We start from the raw sequence: 16,716 nt of genomic DNA, 5'->3' as shown, positions 1-16,716 counted from the left end.
GGGGCAAGCCCCCTCGCCACAGGTGATGGTGGTGATGCCGTTAGAAATCCTTGCACAACCGCAACGCGTCATAGATCGCCGCGTGGGTGTTGCGCTGGGCCACGCAGTCGCCGATGCGGAACAGCAAGTAGCCGTCGCCCGCCTGGCTCAGCGAAGGTTGTGGCTTGATCGCGAACAAAGCTTCGATGTCCATCTGGCCTTTGTTGCGCGAGCCTTCCTTCATGGCGTAGTAGATTTCTTCGTCCGGACGCACGCCGTTCTCGACGACCACCTGGTCCACCACCCGCTCCTCTTTGGCGCCGGTGTATTCGTTTTCCAGTACCGCCACCAGCTTGTCGCCTTCGCGATAGACCTTTTCCAGCATCATGTCGCCGGTCATGATCACTTCTTTCGGGTACATGCTGCGGTAGTAAGTCGGGAACGACGTACCGCCGATGGCCACGCCCGGCTTGATGTCGTCAGTGACGATCTCGACCTGGCTGCCCTTGTCGGCGAGGAAGTCGGCGGTCGACATCCCGGTGAACTCGCAAATGGTGTCGTAGACCAGTACGTTCTTGCCAGGCAGAACTTTGCCGTCGAGGATGTCCCAGCTGCTGACCACCAGGCCTTCAGCCGCGCCCCAATGCTCGTTCTGCTCCAGGAACGGGTGACCGCCGACCGCGAGCACCACCACGTCCGGACGCAGGTCGAGAATGGTCGCCGCATCCGCCGCCACGCCCAGGCGCAGGTCGACTTTCAAACGCGCCAGTTCCAGCTGGAACCAACGGGTGATACCAGCAATCTGGTCCCGTTGCGGGGCTTTCGAAGCGGTGGTGATCTGCCCACCGATGAACTCTTTCTTCTCGAACAGGGTCACGTCGTGGCCGCGTTCGGCGGATACACGAGCGGCTTCCATCCCGGCAGGGCCAGCACCGACGATCACGACTTTGCGCTTCGGCCCGGTGGATTTCTCGATGATGTGCGGCACGCCCATGTATTCACGGGAGGTCGCGGCGTTCTGGATGCACAAGACGTCCAGGCCCTGGTACTGACGGTCGATGCAGTAGTTGGCGCCCACGCACTGTTTGATCTGGTCGACCTGGCCCATCTTGATCTTGGCGATCAGGTGCGGGTCGGCGATGTGCGCGCGGGTCATGCCGACCATGTCGACGTAACCGCCTTCCAGAATACGGGTCGCCTGGTTCGGGTCCTTGATGTTCTGCGCGTGCAGCACAGGGGCCTTCACCACTTCCTTGATACCGGCGGCCAGGTGCAGGAACGGCTCCGGTGGATAACTCATGTTCGGAATAACGTTGGCCAGGGTGTTGTGGGTGTCGCAACCCGAGCCCACGACGCCGATGAAGTCGATCATGCCGGTGTCGTCGTAGTACTTGGCGATCTGCTTCATGTCCTCATGGCTCAAGCCATCAGGGTGGAATTCGTCACCACAGATACGGATGCCGACGCAGAAATCCGGGCCGACTTCCTTGCGCACAGCCTTGATCACTTCCAGACCGAAACGCATGCGGTTCTCGAAGCTGCCGCCCCATTCGTCGGTACGCTTGTTGACCCGTGGGCTCCAGAACTGGTCGATCATGTGCTGGTGCACGGCAGACAGTTCGACGCCATCCAGGCCACCGGCCTTGGCCCGCGCGGCTGCGCTTGCGTAGTTGCCGATCACCCGCCAGATTTCTTCCGGCTCGATGGTTTTGCAGGTCGCGCGGTGCACCGGTTCACGGATGCCCGACGGCGACAGCAGGGTTGGCCAATGCTCGCCATCCCAGCGCGAGCGACGGCCCATGTGGGTAATCTGGATCATGATCTTGGCGCCATGCTTGTGCATGGCATCAGCCAGGTTCTGGAAGTGCGGGATGATCCGGTCGTCGGCCAGGTTGACCGACTTCCACCAGCCTTGCGGGCTGTCGATGGCCACGCTGGAGGAACCGCCGCAAATCGCCAAGCCGATCCCGCCCTTGGCTTTCTCTTCGTAATACTTGACGTACCGGTCGGTGGTCATGCCGCCGTCGGTGGCGTAGACCTCGGCGTGCGCGGTGCTGAGCACGCGGTTGCGGATGGTCAGTTTGCCGATCTGGATCGGCTGGAACATTGCTTCGAAAGCCATGGCGGGTTCCTCGACTTACAACGGCTTGACGGTGAACAAACCGTCGTCGTGGCCTTCTTCGGAGCCACCGTAGACTTGTTCGGCGACGGTGCGGATCTTGCTGCCGCGAGCAGCCAGGATCTGGTCCATGGCGCCGGCGAACCAGCCAGTAAACATGTAGTCGACCTTGCGCCCTACCTTGCCGTACACGTAGACGAATGCGGAGTGTTCGAGCTTGACGCTGGCGGTGCCTTTGTAGAGGTCGATGTCCTGGATCTTGAACAGACCCCAGCCGCGCTGCGACAGGCGCTTCATGTAGTGTTCGAACACCGCGACGCCTTCCAGGCCGTGGCATTCGGCTTCTTTTTCACACCAGTGCCAGGCAGATTTGTAGCCGGCCTTGTAGAGGATTTCGGCGTAGGCGTCGGCGCCCAGCACTTCCTCGATGCCCATGTGGTTGTTGACGAAGAAGTGACGCGGCACGTACAGCATTGGCAGGGCGTCGGAGGTCCAGACACCGGTTTCGCTGTCAACTTCGATTGGCAATTGCGGGGCGATCTTGGCCATGGAAACTTAACTCCAGAAAATTCGTTGTGTTGCCCCCGGCACGGACGGCTGGGGGGAAGGATTCTTCAGATGCGGCGGCTTATTCGCCCCAAACGTCTTTGAGGACGTTGACCCAGTTCTCGCCCATGATCTTGCGCACCACGCGCTCGGAATGGCCGCGCTTGAGCAGGGTCTCGGTCAGGTTCGGGAACTCGCCCACGGTGCGGATGCCCAGCGGGTTGATGATCTTGCCGAAGCTGGTCAGACGGCGGGCGTAGCCCTTGTCATGGGTCAGGTATTCGAAGAAGTCCTGGCCATGGCCCTGGGTGAAGTCGGTGCCGATGCCGATGGCGTCTTCGCCGACGATGTTCATGGTGTATTCGATGGCTTCGGCGTAGTCGTCGATGGTCGAATCGATGCCTTTGGCCAGGAACGGCGCGAACATGGTCACGCCGACGAAACCGCCGTGATCGGCGATGAACTTCAGTTCTTCATCGGACTTGTTGCGCGGGTGGATTTTCAGACCCGACGGCAGGCAATGGGAGTAGCAGACCGGCTTCTTGGATTCGAGGATGACTTCTTCGGAGGTCTTCGAGCCGACGTGGGACAGGTCGCACATGACACCGACGCGGTTCATCTCGGCAACGATTTCGCGACCGAAACCCGACAGGCCGCCATCGCGCTCGTAGCAACCGGTGCCGACCAGGTTCTGGGTGTTGTAGCACATCTGCACAATACCCACGCCCAGCTGCTTGAACACCTCGACGTAGCCGATCTGGTCTTCGAAGGCGTGAGCATTCTGGAAGCCGAACAGGATGCCGGTCTTGCCCTGCTCCTTGGCCTTGCGGATATCGGCGGTGGTGCGTACCGGAATCACCAGGTCGCTGTTCTCGCGGATCAGCTTCTGGCTGGCGGCGATGTTGTTGACAGTGGCCTGGAAGCCCTCCCACACCGACACGGTGCAGTTGGCCGCAGTCAGACCGCCCTTGCGCATGTCTTCGAACAGTTCACGGTTCCACTTGGCAATAATCAGCCCGTCGATAACGATGCTGTCGGCGTGCAATTCGGCTGGGCTCATCAGGCTGTCCCCTATTAGCGATTCATGCGCCGAATCGTCTGCCGGCGCTTTGGGGCCAGCATATGCCTGAGGGACGGGGCAGCCGGGTGCAAAAACGACAGGGGGTTTGCCGAAAGCGTCAATCCGCGACAAAGGGTCGCCAACCGACGTGATTACCCACCTGTTCAAGCCCGTCCGCATGGGCCAGAATTCGCCGCATCACTGGATGTTTCACTGAATTAAGGGCGGCGACGCAATGAAATCCATCTTCCTGGCTTTGGCACTGATAGCGACCGGCGTACAGGCGGCCGAAGAAGCCGACGACAACCCCTGCGACGCCGTCGCAAACGAAGTCCAGACTCTGGAATGCTCGGCTTACAGCAGGAATACCGCAGAACAACTGCTAAGCGACAACTACCAAAACCTGAGCGAGCGCATGCAAACGCGCTACGGCAGTAACAAGGCGCAACTGGCCGACATCACCGCCAAAATCAAGACCGCGCAACAACAGTGGCTGAAAACCCGTGACGCCGATTGCGCGGTGGAAGCATTTCCGGCGACGAGCGGTAGCAAGGCATTCACTATTGCGCAAAATGATTGCGTGGCGCGGATGAGTGACGAGCGGTCGGAGTTTTTGGAGTCGATTGGGCAGGAGTGATCCTGAATCGTCCGTTGAAAGCTGGTAGCCCTACCAGCTTTACCCTCGAATAAAGACCTTTCCCATAAGCCACACTGAGCAAGCCTACAACTCTCCACCAGTAAGGCTTAACGTCGTTTTTTCGAGCAACATGCTGACAAATTTCATTTGTTGGCCACCTGAAAATATAAGCAAAGATTCGCAAATCTTATAAAAGACTTATATTCTTCCATGAGCAGCATTCACTGGACTCGAAAGGCCGTTAAGCAGCTCTTGAAATTGCATTCCGTTCATCAGATCCAGGTTCGTGATGCCATCACGGCGCTAGCAGGCATGCCTGATGTAGGCAACATCAAAGCACTGGTTGGCCATGACTATGCCTATCGACTGCGAGTCGGTAGTTATCGGGTCATGTTCGACTGGGATGGCGCGATCAAAGTGGTCAGTATTCAAGAGGTCAAAAAACGCGATGAACGCACCTACTGACATTCAAATCATCAACGACGCGGAGGGAAAACCGGCATTCGTGGTCATTCCGTACGCGCAGTACATGGCGCAGAAGATCGAGCCCGATCTGATCCCCCACGAAGTAGTCAGTCGCATCGTTGACGGCGCGACGCCAATTCGCGCCTGGCGCGAACACCTGAACCTTACGCAGGATGAAGTGGCCAAACGCATGGGCATCTCCCAACCGGCCTTCGCCCAGCAGGAGACGGTCGCCAAGCCCCGCAAGGCCACCCGTGAGAAAATCGCCGCGGCTTTTGGCATCACCGCCAACCAACTAGAGCTGTAAGCTGAACGCCAGCATCAAGAAAAGGGATTGAAATGAAAATCTGCGGCATCGAAATCAAAGGCAGCGAAGCGATCATCGCTGTGGCCTCCCTCGACGATCAGGCCTTGAGCCATGTTGCCCTGACCACCAAGAAAATCGCCCTCGACGATGACGACGAAGCCGCCAACGTCAAAATCTTTGCCGCTCAGGTCGCGTCGTTTGTTCGTGAGAATTCCATCGACCGGATCGCGATCAAGAAGCGCAGCAAGAAAGGTGAGTTCGCCGGTGGGCCGACCACGTTCAAGATCGAAGGGGTTTTCCAGTTGCTGGAAAATTGCGAGGTGACGCTGCTGTCGCCGCAAACCATCAATGCACAGAACAAGAAGTTCGACTTTGAGCTGCCGGCCACGCTGAACAAGTATCAGCACGAGGCATACAAAGCAGCCTGCTCGGCGCTGATGAAGAAGTAACGTTTTCTCTCATCAACACAGATCATTGTGGGAGCGGGCTTGCCCGCGATGGCGGTGGGTCCGTCAACATCAACATTGAATGTACCGGCCTCATCGCGGGCAAGCCCGCTCCTACAGGTTTCTCGGGTGTCGTCAGAATTACGCTTTAGCCGTACGGCGGTCTTCACGCGGGCACCGCTCAAACCGTGCCCGATAACTGCGGGTGAAATACGACGGTGATTCAAACCCGCACGCAATGCTCACTTCCAGCACACTCATGTTCGTCTGGCGTAGCAACTGCCGGGCTTTTTCCAGCCGCAAGCGCAGATAGAAATTGCTCGGTGTGTCGTTCAGGTGCAGGCGAAACAGGCGCTCTAGCTGACGCCGGGTCACTTTGATCGATTCCGCCAGTTCCAGGGTGCTGAGCGGCGGTTCGCTGTGCTGCTCCATCTCGCCGATCACCTGCACCAGTTTCTTGTTGCTGATGCCATACCGCGTGGCGACTTCCATGCGCTGGTGATCTTTGCGCGGGCGGATGCGTCCGAGTACGAATTGTTCGCTGACCTGAATCGCCAGTTCCGGGCCATGAGCCTGACCGATGAGGTCGAGCATCAGATCAATAGAGGCGGTGCCGCCAGCGGAAGTGATACGCCGACGGTCGATCTCGAACAGTTCCTGGGTGACGCTCAGCTGTGGATAAGATTCCTTGAAGGCGTCGATAGCTTCCCAGTGCAGGGTCAGGCGATGGCCGTCGAGCAGGCCGGCTTCGGCGAGGATGAAGCTGCCGGTGTCGATGGCGCCGAGCGTCACGCCTTCGTTGTCCAGGCGACGTAGCCAATGCTCCAGGGCCGGGGTGGCGAACTTCAGCGGCTCGAAACCGGCGACCACCAGCAAAGTCGTTCCTTTCTTCAGCGGCTCCAGCGCTGCATCGGCGTTGACCGACATGCCGTTACTGGCCAGAACCGCCCCGCCATCGGCGCTCAACACATGCCAGCGATACAGCTCGCCACGAAAGCGATTGGCGACCCGCAACGGCTCGATGGCCGAGATAAAACCGATCGCCGAAAAACCCGGCATCAACAAGAAGTAGAAATCCTGGGACATGGAGCGCACTCGACTGGCAGGTAACGAGAGGGCGGGAAGCGTGTGGACGTTGATACGCCACTTGCCAGCAGCATTCAAGCGCGCAGGTCGCCGCAGTGCAAGAGCTGGTCGCCGTAGTGCGTTTTCACGGGGGCTTTGCTGCGTAACTTGGGCATCACCGGAGCATCAGACTCCGGAACCCACAATAACGACCTGCCGAGGAACCCCGACATGAAACGACTGATCAGCAGCTGTGTTCTTGCACTCAGCGGTACCGCTTTCTTGAGCGCCAGTGTCATGGCGGCCGAACCCGCGTCGTGCCAGAACGTGCGCATGGGCGTAGTGAACTGGACCGACGTGATCGCCACCAGTGCCATGACCCAGGTCCTGCTCGACGGCCTCGGCTACAGCACCAAACAAACCAGCGCCTCCCAGCAAATCGTCTTTGCCGGCATTCGCGACCAGCGCCTGGATTTGTTCCTGGGCTACTGGAACCCGCTGATGACCCAGACCATCACGCCGTTCGTCGATGCCAAGCAGGTCAAAGTGCTTGAAGCGCCAAGCCTCAAGGACGCCCGCGCCACCCTCGCCGTTCCGACTTACCTCGCCGACAAGGGACTGAAAACCTTCGCCGACATCGCCAAGTTTGAAAAAGAACTGGGCGGCAAGATCTACGGCATCGAGCCGGGTTCCGGCGCCAACACCCAGATCAAGGCAATGATCGCCAAGAACCAGTTCGGCCTCGGCAAGTTCCAGCTGGTCGAGTCCAGTGAAGCCGGCATGCTGGCGGCAGTGGATCGCGCGGTACGCCGCAAGGAAGCCGTGGTGTTCTTCGGCTGGGCCCCACACCCGATGAACGTCAACGTGAAAATGACCTACCTCACCGGCAGCGACGACGCCCTCGGCCCGAACGAAGGCATGGCCACGGTCTGGACCGTCACCGCGCCGAAATACGCTGAACAGTGCCCGAACGTCGGTCGCTTGCTGAGCAACCTGACGTTCACCGCCGAAGACGAGAGCCGGATGATGCAACCGCTGCTGGATCACAAGGACGCCTTCGAATCGGCCAAACAATGGCTCAAGGATCACCCGCAAGACAAGCAACGCTGGCTCGAAGGCGTGACCACCTTCGATGGCAAACCAGCCGCCGAAAACCTGAAACTGACCAGTAAATAGAACCGAAATGAACCACCGATTCGCAGCCCTGCATGGGCTGCGAACAGACTAATCACGCCTGTAAGGAACCGCCAAATGAACCACGACGTCATCATCACCTGCGCACTCACCGGTGCTGGCGACACGACCGCCAAGAGCCCACACGTGCCGGTCACCCCGAAACAAATTGCCGCGGCCGCCGTGGAGGCCGCCAAGGCGGGCGCTACCGTGGTCCACTGCCACGTTCGCGACCCACAAACCGGCAAGTTCAGCCGTGACGTGGCGCTGTACCGCGAAGTGATGGAGCGCATCCGCGAGGCGGACGTCGACATCATCGTCAACCTCACCGCCGGCATGGGCGGCGACCTGGAGATCGGCGCAGGCGAGAACCCGATGGAGTTCGGCCCGAACACCGATCTGGTCGGCCCGCTAACCCGTCTGGCTCACGTTGAAGAATTGCTGCCGGAAATCTGCACCCTGGATTGCGGCACCCTGAACTTCGGCGACGGCGACACCATTTACGTGTCCACCCCTGCCCAGCTGCGCGCTGGCGCCAAACGCATTCAAGAGCTGGGCGTTAAGCCTGAGCTGGAAATCTTCGACACCGGTCACCTGTGGTTCGCCAAGCAGATGATCAAGGAAGGTCTGCTGGATAACCCGTTGTTCCAGCTGTGTCTGGGCATCCCGTGGGGCGCGCCGGCCGATACCACCACCATGAAAGCCATGGTCGACAACCTGCCGGCCGGCGCGGTCTGGGCCGCGTTCGGCATCGGTCGCATGCAGATGCCAATGGCCGCACAGGCCGTGCTGCTCGGTGGCAACGTGCGGGTCGGTCTGGAAGACAACCTGTGGCTGGACAAGGGCGTACTGGCGACCAACGGCCAACTGGTCGAACGCGCCTCGCAAATCCTCAGCCGCCTCGGCGCCCGCGTTCTGACCCCGGCAGAAGGCCGGGCAAAAATGGGCCTGACCAAGCGCGGCTGACCCCAACTCCCACAGGTTTCTCGACCAATCTTCAGGACAGCATTCATGAGCTTTATCACTGATATCAAAACTTTCGCAGCACTGGGCAGCGGTGTCATCGGCAGCGGCTGGGTGTCCCGCGCCCTCGCCCACGGCCTTGACGTGGTGGCCTGGGACCCGGCGCCCGGGGCCGAAGCGGCCCTGCGCAAACGCGTCGCCAATGCCTGGGGCGCGCTGGAGAAACAAGGCCTGGCCCCCGGCGCGTCTCAGGATCGGCTGCGCTTTGTCGCCACCATCGAAGAATGCGTTCGCGACGCGGATTTCATTCAGGAAAGTGCTCCAGAACGACTGGAGCTGAAACTGGAACTGCACAGCAAAATCAGCGCGGCAGCCAAGCCCAATGCGTTGATCGGTTCCAGCACCTCGGGACTGTTGCCGAGTGAGTTCTATGAGAGCTCGACCCACCCGGAACGTTGCGTGGTCGGGCACCCGTTCAACCCGGTTTATCTGCTGCCGCTGGTGGAAGTGGTCGGTGGCAGGAACACCGCCCCCGAAGCCGTGCAAGCGGCGATGAAAGTCTATGAATCCTTAGGCATGCGACCGCTGCATGTGCGCAAGGAAGTGCCGGGATTTATCGCCGATCGTTTGCTCGAAGCGTTGTGGCGTGAGGCGCTGCACCTGGTCAACGACGGCGTGGCGACCACGGGTGAAATCGACGATGCGATTCGCTTTGGCGCGGGTTTGCGCTGGTCGTTCATGGGCACCTTCCTGACTTACACCCTGGCGGGCGGCGATGCCGGGATGCGGCACTTCATGGCGCAGTTCGGGCCGGCGTTGCAGTTGCCCTGGACGTACCTGCCGGCACCGGAGCTGACCGACAAATTGATTGACGATGTGGTGGATGGCACCCGCGATCAGTTGGGCAAACACAGCATCTCGGCGCTGGAGCGCTACCGTGACGATTGCTTGCTGGCGGTGTTGGAGGCGGTGAAGACCACCAAAGAGAAGCATGGGATGGCGTTTAGCGAGTAACCCAAGTCAGGGGCCAGCAGGTCTGGCCTCATCGCGGGCTTGCCCGCGATAGCGGCAGCACAGTCACCATACATTCCTGGATCACTCATCATGCCCACCCTCACCACCTACCAAACCAAAATCATCCCCGACTGGGTCGACTACAACGGCCATCTGCGCGATGCCTTCTACCTGCTGATTTTCAGCTACGCCACCGACGCGCTGATGGATCGGTTAGGGCTCGACAGCAACAACCGCGAAGCCAGCGGCCACTCGCTGTTCACCCTCGAACTGCACCTCAACTACCTGCACGAAGTGAAGCTCGATGCCGAGGTCGAAGTCCACACGCAGATCATCGGCCACGACCGCAAGCGCCTGCACCTCTATCACAGCCTGCATCTGGTGGGCGGTGACAAGGAGCTGGCGGGTAATGAACAAATGCTGTTGCACGTCGACCTCGCCGGGCGGCGATCCGCGCCGTTCAGCGAAGAAACCTTGAGCAAGCTGCAGGTCATTGTCGCCGAACAAACCGACTTGCCCGCACCCGCCTGGATCGGCCGAGTGATTGCATTGCCCCCCGAAAAATAACAAGGAGCCCACCATGAACACCGCCGCCGCTTTTGCCGATTTCCGCACCTATCCGTTGATCAGCGCGTTGACCGCCGTGCACACCCTGGCGGACCGCCTTCAAGTGAAGTGGGCGGACGGTCGGGTCAGCCCTTTTCATCATCAATGGCTGCGGGACAACTGCCCGTGCCCACTGTGCGTCTACACGGTGACCCGTGAGCAAGTGCTGGAAATCGTCGATGTCGCAGAGCACCTGAGGCCTGAAAACGCCACGGTCGATGCCCAAGGTTGCCTGTGCGTCGATTGGCAGGACGGCCACCTCAGCCGCTTCGATCCGGGCTGGTTACGGGCTCACGCCTATGACGATGAGTCCCGCGCTGAACGCCAGGCCGGCAAACCGAAAGCCAGGCTTTGGCACAGCGATTTGCAACTACCAGTATTCGAATACCAGGCCCTGATGGAGAACAACGACGCCTTGCTGCAATGGCTGCTGGCCGTGCGCGATACCGGCCTGACTCAAGTGCGCGGCGTACCCACCGAGCGGGGTTCATTGAAGCTGATCGCCCAGCGGATTTCGTTCATCCGCGAGAGCAATTTCGGCGTGCTGTTCAACGTGCAATCCAAGACCGATGCCGACAGCAATGCCTACACCGCCTTCAACCTGCCACTGCACAGCGATTTGCCGACCCGGGAGTTGCAACCGGGGCTGCAATTTCTGCATTGCCTGGTGAATGACGCCGACGGCGGCGAGAGTATTTTCGTCGACGGTTTTGCCATCGCCGAAGCCTTGAGCCAGGAAGATCCCGAGGCGTTTCAAGCCTTGTGTGAAATCCCCGTGGAGTTTCGCAACAAGGACCGCCACAGCGACTACCGCTGCCTGGCACCGATCATCGCGCTGGATGCGTTCGGGCAAGTGTCGGAAATCCGCATGGCGAACTTTCTGCGTGGGCCATTCGATACATCGGTGGAGCAAATGCCCAGGCTGTATCGCGCTTACCGGCGCTTCATTGCGATGACCCGCGAGGCGCGTTTCCGGGTGATGACGCGGCTCAACCCCGGTGAGTTGTGGTGCTTCGACAACCGCCGCACCCTCCACGCCCGAAACGCTTTCGACCCCGCCACCGGTGCCCGGCATTTCCAGGGTTGCTACGTCGACCGGGATGAATTGCTGTCGCGCATTCTCGTTTTACAACGTTAAACCGCGTCATCGTTCATCGCGGGCAAGCCCGCTCCCACAGGTTTGGTGGCGCTCGCCAAATCTACGGTAACCCCGATCCTGTGGGAGCGTGGCTTGCCCGCGATGGCGTCCGCACAGGCAACACAAAATTTCTGGATTCACAGGCAAAAAAAACCCCGATCAAGCCGTGACAGGATCGGAGCTGAGGAGGGTACTGTTGAGGAGCTGTTGCGCGAGGGTGACCAAACCTTCGTGTAGCCAGCTGAATCCAGTGTGCCCACTCTCCTCTCTTGCAAGTTAGCCGAAAACGACCTGTTCATAGGTATTGCGGCCATTGCGACAAATCGTCCTTGCCGCCATCCCCAGCCCCTACCAGAATCGAGCCACGACACCGTTCCCTGAAGAAGGATTGCGTCATGATGCACGCCGATTTGATAGACCAGGAAGACCTGTTGGGCCAGCTGAAGTCATTGGGTTTTCAAGTGCCGAACGGCGCCACGGCCGAGCAGGCTTGCGAGTGCGCAGTGCGAGGCTTGAACGATGAACGGGCGATGACGCTGCGTACGATGGTCAAGCAGATGTACACCAGCAGCGCGACCATCCTGCCGGCCGTGCGCCAGGCGATCGACAAGCAATTGCTGCCCGCGTTGGCGGAGTATCAGCAAAGCCGTAGCGCCTGACCTGTGGCGAGGGGGCTTGTCGGAACGCCGCATCGCCCCGTTCGGCTGCGCAGCAGTCGTAAAATCTTGGGGCCGCTGCGCGACCCAACGGGGGCAAGCCCCCTCGCCACAATAGCCCGCGCGGTTTAGAGCCTTACGCTAGCGAAAGTCGACTCATTACGCGCCTGGCTCAACGCCGACAGCGGCCCGGACAACGGCGACAGCACCAGTGCTTGCGGCAGCGGCATCATCGCCACTTGTTGCGTGGTGTTGGAGCCTACGCGTTCGTCACGCGGCGGAATGCCGAAGTATTCGCGGTAGCACTTGGAGAAGTGCGGCGTGGACACGAACCCGCACACCGACGCCACTTCGATGATCGACATCGGCGTTTGCTTGAGCAATTGCCGGGCGCGGATCAGGCGCAGTTTCAGGTAGTAACGCGACGGCGAGCAATGCAGGTATTTCTGGAACAGCCGCTCCAGCTGACGACGCGAAACAGCGACGTACACCGCCAGTTCGTCGAGGTCAATCGGCTCTTCGAGGTTGGCCTCCATCAGCGCGACGATTTCCTGCAACTTCGGCTGGTTGGTGCCGAGCATGTGCTTGAGCGGCACGCGCTGGTGATCCTGCTCGTTGCGGATGCGCTCGTAGACGAACATCTCCGAAATCGCCGCCGACAGTTCACGACCGTGATCGCGACTGATCAGGTGCAGCATCATGTCCAGCGGCGCGGTGCCACCGGAGCTGGTGAACCGGTTACGGTCGAGGGTGAACAGCCGGGTGCTCATGGCCACTCGCGGGAAAGCTTCCTGCATAGCGGCCAGACACTCCCAGTGCACACTGCAATCGAAGCCATCCAGCAGACCGGCGCACGCCAGGGCCCAACTGCCGGTGCAGACCGCGCCGAGACGACGGGACTGACGCGCCTGGCTCTGCAGCCACGACACATGCTCACGGGTTACGGTGCGCTGAATGCCGATACCGCCGCAGACAATGACGGTGTCCATAGGTGGTGCTTTGTGCATGGAGGCGTCGGGGGTGATCTGCAGACCGTCACTGGCCCAGACCTGACCGCCATCGACGGTGAGCGTGGTCCAGCGGTATAGCTCGCGGCCGGACAATTGGTTGGCCATGCGCAGCGGTTCTACTGCGGAGGCCAGAGAAATCAGCGTGAAATTGTCCAGCAGCAAAAAGCCGATGGATTGAGGCGCACGGTTCTGGGGTTGGGCCCCGGAGTTGAACGTCGTCATCGCGGTATCTCCTCACACAAAGCGGGTGATGGCCTCAGGCGGAGGCTCTTTTTATTGCCATCGTTCTCGCGTGGGAGACGGGCTTTGTAATGACAGAGCAATTGCCATGCCTAAATTGAATGCGCGTTCAATAACTCCTGAAAACGACGTCGCGATGCGTCTAGATATGGCGCGCAGAGATAAGCGGTTAAAAGTGCCATCAACGGCCCCAAACCCGCGCCCCCGTTGCGTGTGAGCAAATCGGTAGCACTTGTGGGAACAAGGCTGCGGTGGGCCGGGAGAGAGTGTCACCGCAAGCACAGGTGACGGACGGTCAGCTTGTTTGGATCCTGGATCTGGGTGAAACGGCTTATCTGTAAGCGACGCGCCAAAACGTGGCGCGTTTTGAAGCGGGTGTTCACTTAGTGCGCAGTTTTGACTGCTCTGACGCTATCGCGGGCAAGCCCGCTCCCACAAGAATTTGTGGTGTGCCTCATTTCTCGATTACACAACAAATCCTGTGGGAGCGGGCTTGCCCGCGATGGGGTCAACTCGGTCTCAGCACTCCACCGCGCTAACCGCCAACCCACCCCGCGACGTCTCTTTATATTTGTCGTGCATGTCGGCACCGGTATCACGCATGGTGCGGATTACCCGGTCCAGCGAGATAAAGTGCTGGCCGTCACCACGCAGGGCCATCTGCGCGGCGTTGATCGCTTTCACCGCAGCAATCGCATTGCGCTCGATGCACGGCACCTGCACCAACCCGCCCACGGGATCGCAGGTCAGACCGAGGTTGTGCTCCAGACCGATTTCCGCCGCGTTGCACAACTGCTCCGGCGTGGCACCGAGAATCTCCGCCAACCCGGCTGCCGCCATGGCGCAGGCCGAACCGACTTCCCCCTGGCAACCGACTTCGGCACCGGAGATCGAGGCGTTTTTCTTGCACAAGATGCCCACCGCCGCGGCACTGAGGAAGTAATCGACCACGTTGGCGTCGGTCACTGCCTCGCTGAATTTCATGAAGTAGTGCAACACCGCCGGAATGATCCCCGCCGCACCATTGGTCGGTGCCGTGACCATGCGCCCGCCGGCAGCGTTTTCTTCGTTGACCGCCAACGCGAACAGGTTGACCCACTCCATCGCGCTCAAGGTCGAGCCGATCACGTTGGGTTTGTTCAGCTCCTGCAAGCTGCGGTGCAGCTTGGCCGCACGACGGCGCACATTGAGGCCGCCGGGCAGGATGCCTTCGTGCTTAAGGCCTTGCTCCACACAATCCTGCATGGCACGCCAGAGCTTCATCAAGCCGCTGCGGATTTCCTCTTCGCTGCGCCAGACCTTCTCGTTAGCCATCATCAATTCGGCCACGCGCAGGTTGTGCTGCTTGCACAGGCTGAGCAATTCGACGGCACTGGAAAAGTCATAAGGCAGCACGGTGCGATCCAGATCCACCACGCCGCTGGAAGCCTGCGCCTCATCGACGACAAAACCGCCACCGATGGAATAGTAGGTGTCGCGATGCAGCTCGCCGTGATCGCCTTCGGCAACCAGGGTCATGGCGTTCGGATGGAACGGCAGGTTCTCGTCGATCAGGCGCATGTCCCGGGACCAGATGAACGGGACCGACAAGCGGCCGTCGAGCAATAGCGTTTGGGTTTCACGCAGGGCTTCTATACGGATGCCGATTTGCGACGGATCGATCGCGTCGGGCCACTCGCCCATCAGCCCCATGATCACTGCGTTGTCGCTGCCGTGGCCGATGCCGGTAGCCGAGAGCGATCCATAAAGCTGAACTTCGACGCGACACACCTGCTCCAGAAGTCCCCGCTCGCGCAAATTTTGCACGAACAGCGCCGCGGCGCGCATAGGCCCCACGGTGTGCGAACTGGAAGGGCCGATGCCGATTTTGAACAGGTCGAAAACGCTGATAGCCATTACTGCTGAACTCCTGGATGTGCCTGCTCCAGGCGCAAAAGCGCCCAGTGACGGAGCTGCTACGCTCAAGCTGCAATCCGTCGAGATGGCCGCATCATCAGGCTTTTACCATGTCGTTCAACGTCTCACACCGACGCACTCATGCCCACTAGCGCCGCAGGTCTCTTACGCAATGTTTTCGCCGTTTTTTTGCGGATCAGAGGGACAAACTGGGCTGAAAAAAGCTGTAAACGACGTCACCGACACTGGATGCGACCATCCCTGTACTGGTTACGACGCACCCTGTAGGCGTCAGATTTTCACTGGTACATGATCGTATCGACTCGATTGCAAGGCGCCGTGGTAGAGCTGTCTACAAAACGCCATCCAACCGCAACAGATAAGTGCGGTGGTCCAGTCGGAACACTGCCATAAAAAAACACTCAGGAGTCTCCCCTATGAAAGGTTCCCCGTCGTTGTTGTTGGCCGCCATGCTGAGTCTGCCGTTCCTGGCTCAAGCCGCAGAACCGGCCCAGTGCAGCACCGTAAACTTCTCCGATGTCGGCTGGACGGACATTACCGCCACCACCGCGACCACCAGCGTTGTGCTCAACGCTCTCGGCTACAAGACCAAAACCACGATGATTTCCGTGCCGGTGACCTACAAGTCCCTGGCCGACGGCAAGAACATGGACGTGTTCCTGGGTAACTGGATGCCGACCATGGAAAACGACATCAAGGCCTATCGGGATGCTGGCACCGTGGAAACCGTGCGCACCAACCTCAAAGGCGCCAAATACACCCTCGCCGTTCCACAAGCGCTGTACGACAAAGGGCTGCATGACTTTGCCGACATCGCCAAATTCAAGAAAGAACTCGACGGCAAGATCTACGGTATCGAGCCAGGCAACGACGGCAACCGTCTGATCCAGAGCATGATCGACAAAGACGCCTTCGGTCTGAAAACCGCCGGTTTCAAAGTCGTCGAGTCCAGCGAAGCGGGCATGCTGTCGCAAGTCGACCGTGCGCAAAAACGCGATACCGCCGTGGTGTTCCTCGGCTGGGCACCGCACCCGATGAACAAGCGCTTCAAGATTCAATACCTGACCGGTGGTGATGACTACTTCGGCCCGGATTTCGGTGCTGCCACCGTTGCGACCAACACTCGCAAGGGGTATACCCAAGAGTGCAGCAACGTCGGCCAACTGCTGAAAAACCTGGAGTTCACCGTCGACATGGAAAGTACGCTGATGGGCAACATCCTGGACGACAAGATGAAGCCTGAAGCGGCTGCCAAGGCCTGGCTGAAAAAGAACCCACAGGTGCTCGATACCTGGCTCGCTGGCGTGACCACCATTGACGGTAAACCAGGCCTGGAGGCCGTGAAAGCCAAGCTCGCGCAGCCTTGAATTAGGAA

At 59.8% G+C, this 16,716-nt stretch carries 17 protein-coding genes; 11 read left to right on the top strand and 6 right to left on the bottom strand.

Annotated elements, in window-relative coordinates; translation table 11 throughout:
* Window positions 1-40: 40 nt before the first annotated feature.
* The 3 genes from dgcA to J3D54_RS10700 form a co-directional block, all read right to left on the bottom strand.
* Complete coding sequence (gene dgcA, locus J3D54_RS10710) at window positions 41-2,101, bottom strand: dimethylglycine demethylation protein DgcA (protein WP_253417938.1); 2,061 nt, start codon at window positions 2,099-2,101, stop codon at window positions 41-43.
* A 15-nt stretch (window positions 2,102-2,116) separates the two neighbouring features.
* Window positions 2,117-2,647, bottom strand: a complete 531-nt coding sequence (locus J3D54_RS10705; RefSeq protein WP_253417936.1) for a DUF5943 domain-containing protein — start codon at window positions 2,645-2,647, stop codon at window positions 2,117-2,119.
* A gap of 79 nt (window positions 2,648-2,726) precedes the next feature.
* Window positions 2,727-3,704 (bottom strand): dipeptidase, encoded by a 978-nt coding sequence (locus J3D54_RS10700; RefSeq protein ID WP_008033250.1) that lies wholly within the window; start codon window positions 3,702-3,704, stop codon window positions 2,727-2,729.
* Window positions 3,705-3,939: 235 nt separating this feature from the next.
* Here J3D54_RS10700 and J3D54_RS10695 point away from each other — a divergent pair, with 235 nt between their 5' ends.
* The 4 genes from J3D54_RS10695 to J3D54_RS10680 all read left to right on the top strand — a co-directional run bounded on the left by J3D54_RS10695 (window position 3,940) and on the right by J3D54_RS10680 (window position 5,562).
* Window positions 3,940-4,341 (top strand): lysozyme inhibitor LprI family protein, encoded by a 402-nt coding sequence (locus tag J3D54_RS10695; RefSeq protein WP_253417934.1) that lies wholly within the window; start codon window positions 3,940-3,942, stop codon window positions 4,339-4,341.
* A 210-nt stretch (window positions 4,342-4,551) separates the two neighbouring features.
* On the top strand, window positions 4,552-4,806 hold the full coding sequence (locus tag J3D54_RS10690; protein WP_253417932.1) for a type II toxin-antitoxin system RelE/ParE family toxin: 255 nt from the start codon (window positions 4,552-4,554) through the stop codon (window positions 4,804-4,806).
* Complete coding sequence (locus tag J3D54_RS10685) at window positions 4,790-5,113, top strand: helix-turn-helix domain-containing protein (protein WP_253417930.1); 324 nt, start codon at window positions 4,790-4,792, stop codon at window positions 5,111-5,113. The genes J3D54_RS10690 and J3D54_RS10685 overlap by 17 nt, the downstream gene beginning before the upstream one ends.
* Window positions 5,114-5,145: 32 nt before the next feature.
* Window positions 5,146-5,562, top strand: a complete 417-nt coding sequence (locus J3D54_RS10680; RefSeq protein WP_253417928.1) for a DUF3010 family protein — start codon at window positions 5,146-5,148, stop codon at window positions 5,560-5,562.
* Window positions 5,563-5,700: 138 nt separating this feature from the next.
* Here the strand turns inward: J3D54_RS10680 and J3D54_RS10675 are convergent, their stop codons facing one another.
* Complete coding sequence (locus J3D54_RS10675; RefSeq protein ID WP_253417927.1) at window positions 5,701-6,645, bottom strand: GlxA family transcriptional regulator; 945 nt, start codon at window positions 6,643-6,645, stop codon at window positions 5,701-5,703.
* A gap of 210 nt (window positions 6,646-6,855) precedes the next feature.
* On the opposite strand from J3D54_RS10675, the gene J3D54_RS10670 reads away from it, so the two are divergent.
* The 6 genes from J3D54_RS10670 to J3D54_RS10645 all read left to right on the top strand — a co-directional run bounded on the left by J3D54_RS10670 (window position 6,856) and on the right by J3D54_RS10645 (window position 12,177).
* Window positions 6,856-7,800, top strand: coding sequence for a choline ABC transporter substrate-binding protein (locus J3D54_RS10670; RefSeq protein ID WP_253417925.1), 945 nt, complete (start codon window positions 6,856-6,858; stop codon window positions 7,798-7,800).
* Between the two features lie 75 nt (window positions 7,801-7,875).
* Window positions 7,876-8,763, top strand: a complete 888-nt coding sequence (locus J3D54_RS10665) for a 3-keto-5-aminohexanoate cleavage protein (protein ID WP_253417923.1) — start codon at window positions 7,876-7,878, stop codon at window positions 8,761-8,763.
* Between the two features lie 45 nt (window positions 8,764-8,808).
* Entirely contained in the window at window positions 8,809-9,774 is a 966-nt protein-coding gene (locus J3D54_RS10660; RefSeq protein WP_253417921.1) for an L-carnitine dehydrogenase, read from the top strand.
* Window positions 9,775-9,864: 90 nt separating this feature from the next.
* Window positions 9,865-10,341: a thioesterase family protein gene (locus J3D54_RS10655; RefSeq protein WP_253417920.1), complete on the top strand. Its 477-nt coding sequence runs from the start codon at window positions 9,865-9,867 to the stop codon at window positions 10,339-10,341.
* A gap of 13 nt (window positions 10,342-10,354) precedes the next feature.
* Window positions 10,355-11,518 carry a gamma-butyrobetaine dioxygenase gene (locus tag J3D54_RS10650; protein WP_253417919.1) on the top strand — a complete coding sequence of 388 codons (1,164 nt, stop codon included), beginning with the start codon at window positions 10,355-10,357 and terminating at the stop codon, window positions 11,516-11,518.
* 395 nt (window positions 11,519-11,913) lie between these two features.
* Entirely contained in the window at window positions 11,914-12,177 is a 264-nt protein-coding gene (locus J3D54_RS10645) for a hypothetical protein (protein ID WP_253417918.1), read from the top strand.
* A gap of 125 nt (window positions 12,178-12,302) precedes the next feature.
* Here the strand turns inward: J3D54_RS10645 and J3D54_RS10640 are convergent, their stop codons facing one another.
* Together J3D54_RS10640 and J3D54_RS10635 are read right to left on the bottom strand one after the other, a co-directional pair.
* On the bottom strand, window positions 12,303-13,406 hold the full coding sequence (locus tag J3D54_RS10640) for a GlxA family transcriptional regulator (protein ID WP_007975492.1): 1,104 nt from the start codon (window positions 13,404-13,406) through the stop codon (window positions 12,303-12,305).
* Between the two features lie 537 nt (window positions 13,407-13,943).
* Window positions 13,944-15,320: an L-serine ammonia-lyase gene (locus J3D54_RS10635; protein ID WP_253417917.1), complete on the bottom strand. Its 1,377-nt coding sequence runs from the start codon at window positions 15,318-15,320 to the stop codon at window positions 13,944-13,946.
* A gap of 437 nt (window positions 15,321-15,757) precedes the next feature.
* On the opposite strand from J3D54_RS10635, the gene J3D54_RS10630 reads away from it, so the two are divergent.
* Window positions 15,758-16,708: a choline ABC transporter substrate-binding protein gene (locus J3D54_RS10630; RefSeq protein WP_253417916.1), complete on the top strand. Its 951-nt coding sequence runs from the start codon at window positions 15,758-15,760 to the stop codon at window positions 16,706-16,708.
* Window positions 16,709-16,716 lie beyond the last annotated feature (8 nt).

It is taken from the genome of Pseudomonas sp. GGS8 (assembly GCF_024168645.1).
In the GTDB taxonomy this organism is placed as follows: Bacteria; Pseudomonadota; Gammaproteobacteria; order Pseudomonadales; family Pseudomonadaceae; genus Aquipseudomonas.
Note: the sequence above shows the minus strand (reverse complement) of the source record. Positions and strands in the feature narration are given on the sequence as shown.

Excerpts from the sequence above, each read along its gene's own strand:
- dgcA (WP_253417938.1), bottom strand. The coding sequence starts at position 2,101 with ATGGCTTTCGAAGCAATGTTCCAGCCGATCCAGATCGGCAAACTGACC.
- J3D54_RS10700 (WP_008033250.1), bottom strand. The coding sequence starts at position 3,704 with ATGAGCCCAGCCGAATTGCACGCCGACAGCATCGTTATCGACGGGCTG.
- J3D54_RS10695 (WP_253417934.1), top strand. The coding sequence starts at position 3,940 with ATGAAATCCATCTTCCTGGCTTTGGCACTGATAGCGACCGGCGTACAG.
- J3D54_RS10650 (WP_253417919.1), top strand. The coding sequence starts at position 10,355 with ATGAACACCGCCGCCGCTTTTGCCGATTTCCGCACCTATCCGTTGATC.
- J3D54_RS10705 (WP_253417936.1), bottom strand. The coding sequence starts at position 2,647 with ATGGCCAAGATCGCCCCGCAATTGCCAATCGAAGTTGACAGCGAAACC.
- J3D54_RS10680 (WP_253417928.1), top strand. The coding sequence starts at position 5,146 with ATGAAAATCTGCGGCATCGAAATCAAAGGCAGCGAAGCGATCATCGCT.
- J3D54_RS10635 (WP_253417917.1), bottom strand. The coding sequence starts at position 15,320 with ATGGCTATCAGCGTTTTCGACCTGTTCAAAATCGGCATCGGCCCTTCC.
- J3D54_RS10630 (WP_253417916.1), top strand. The coding sequence starts at position 15,758 with ATGAAAGGTTCCCCGTCGTTGTTGTTGGCCGCCATGCTGAGTCTGCCG.
- J3D54_RS10690 (WP_253417932.1), top strand. The coding sequence starts at position 4,552 with ATGAGCAGCATTCACTGGACTCGAAAGGCCGTTAAGCAGCTCTTGAAA.
- J3D54_RS10675 (WP_253417927.1), bottom strand. The coding sequence starts at position 6,645 with ATGTCCCAGGATTTCTACTTCTTGTTGATGCCGGGTTTTTCGGCGATC.
- J3D54_RS10655 (WP_253417920.1), top strand. The coding sequence starts at position 9,865 with ATGCCCACCCTCACCACCTACCAAACCAAAATCATCCCCGACTGGGTC.
- J3D54_RS10640 (WP_007975492.1), bottom strand. The coding sequence starts at position 13,406 with ATGACGACGTTCAACTCCGGGGCCCAACCCCAGAACCGTGCGCCTCAA.
- J3D54_RS10685 (WP_253417930.1), top strand. The coding sequence starts at position 4,790 with ATGAACGCACCTACTGACATTCAAATCATCAACGACGCGGAGGGAAAA.
- J3D54_RS10645 (WP_253417918.1), top strand. The coding sequence starts at position 11,914 with ATGATGCACGCCGATTTGATAGACCAGGAAGACCTGTTGGGCCAGCTG.
- J3D54_RS10665 (WP_253417923.1), top strand. The coding sequence starts at position 7,876 with ATGAACCACGACGTCATCATCACCTGCGCACTCACCGGTGCTGGCGAC.
- J3D54_RS10670 (WP_253417925.1), top strand. The coding sequence starts at position 6,856 with ATGAAACGACTGATCAGCAGCTGTGTTCTTGCACTCAGCGGTACCGCT.
- J3D54_RS10660 (WP_253417921.1), top strand. The coding sequence starts at position 8,809 with ATGAGCTTTATCACTGATATCAAAACTTTCGCAGCACTGGGCAGCGGT.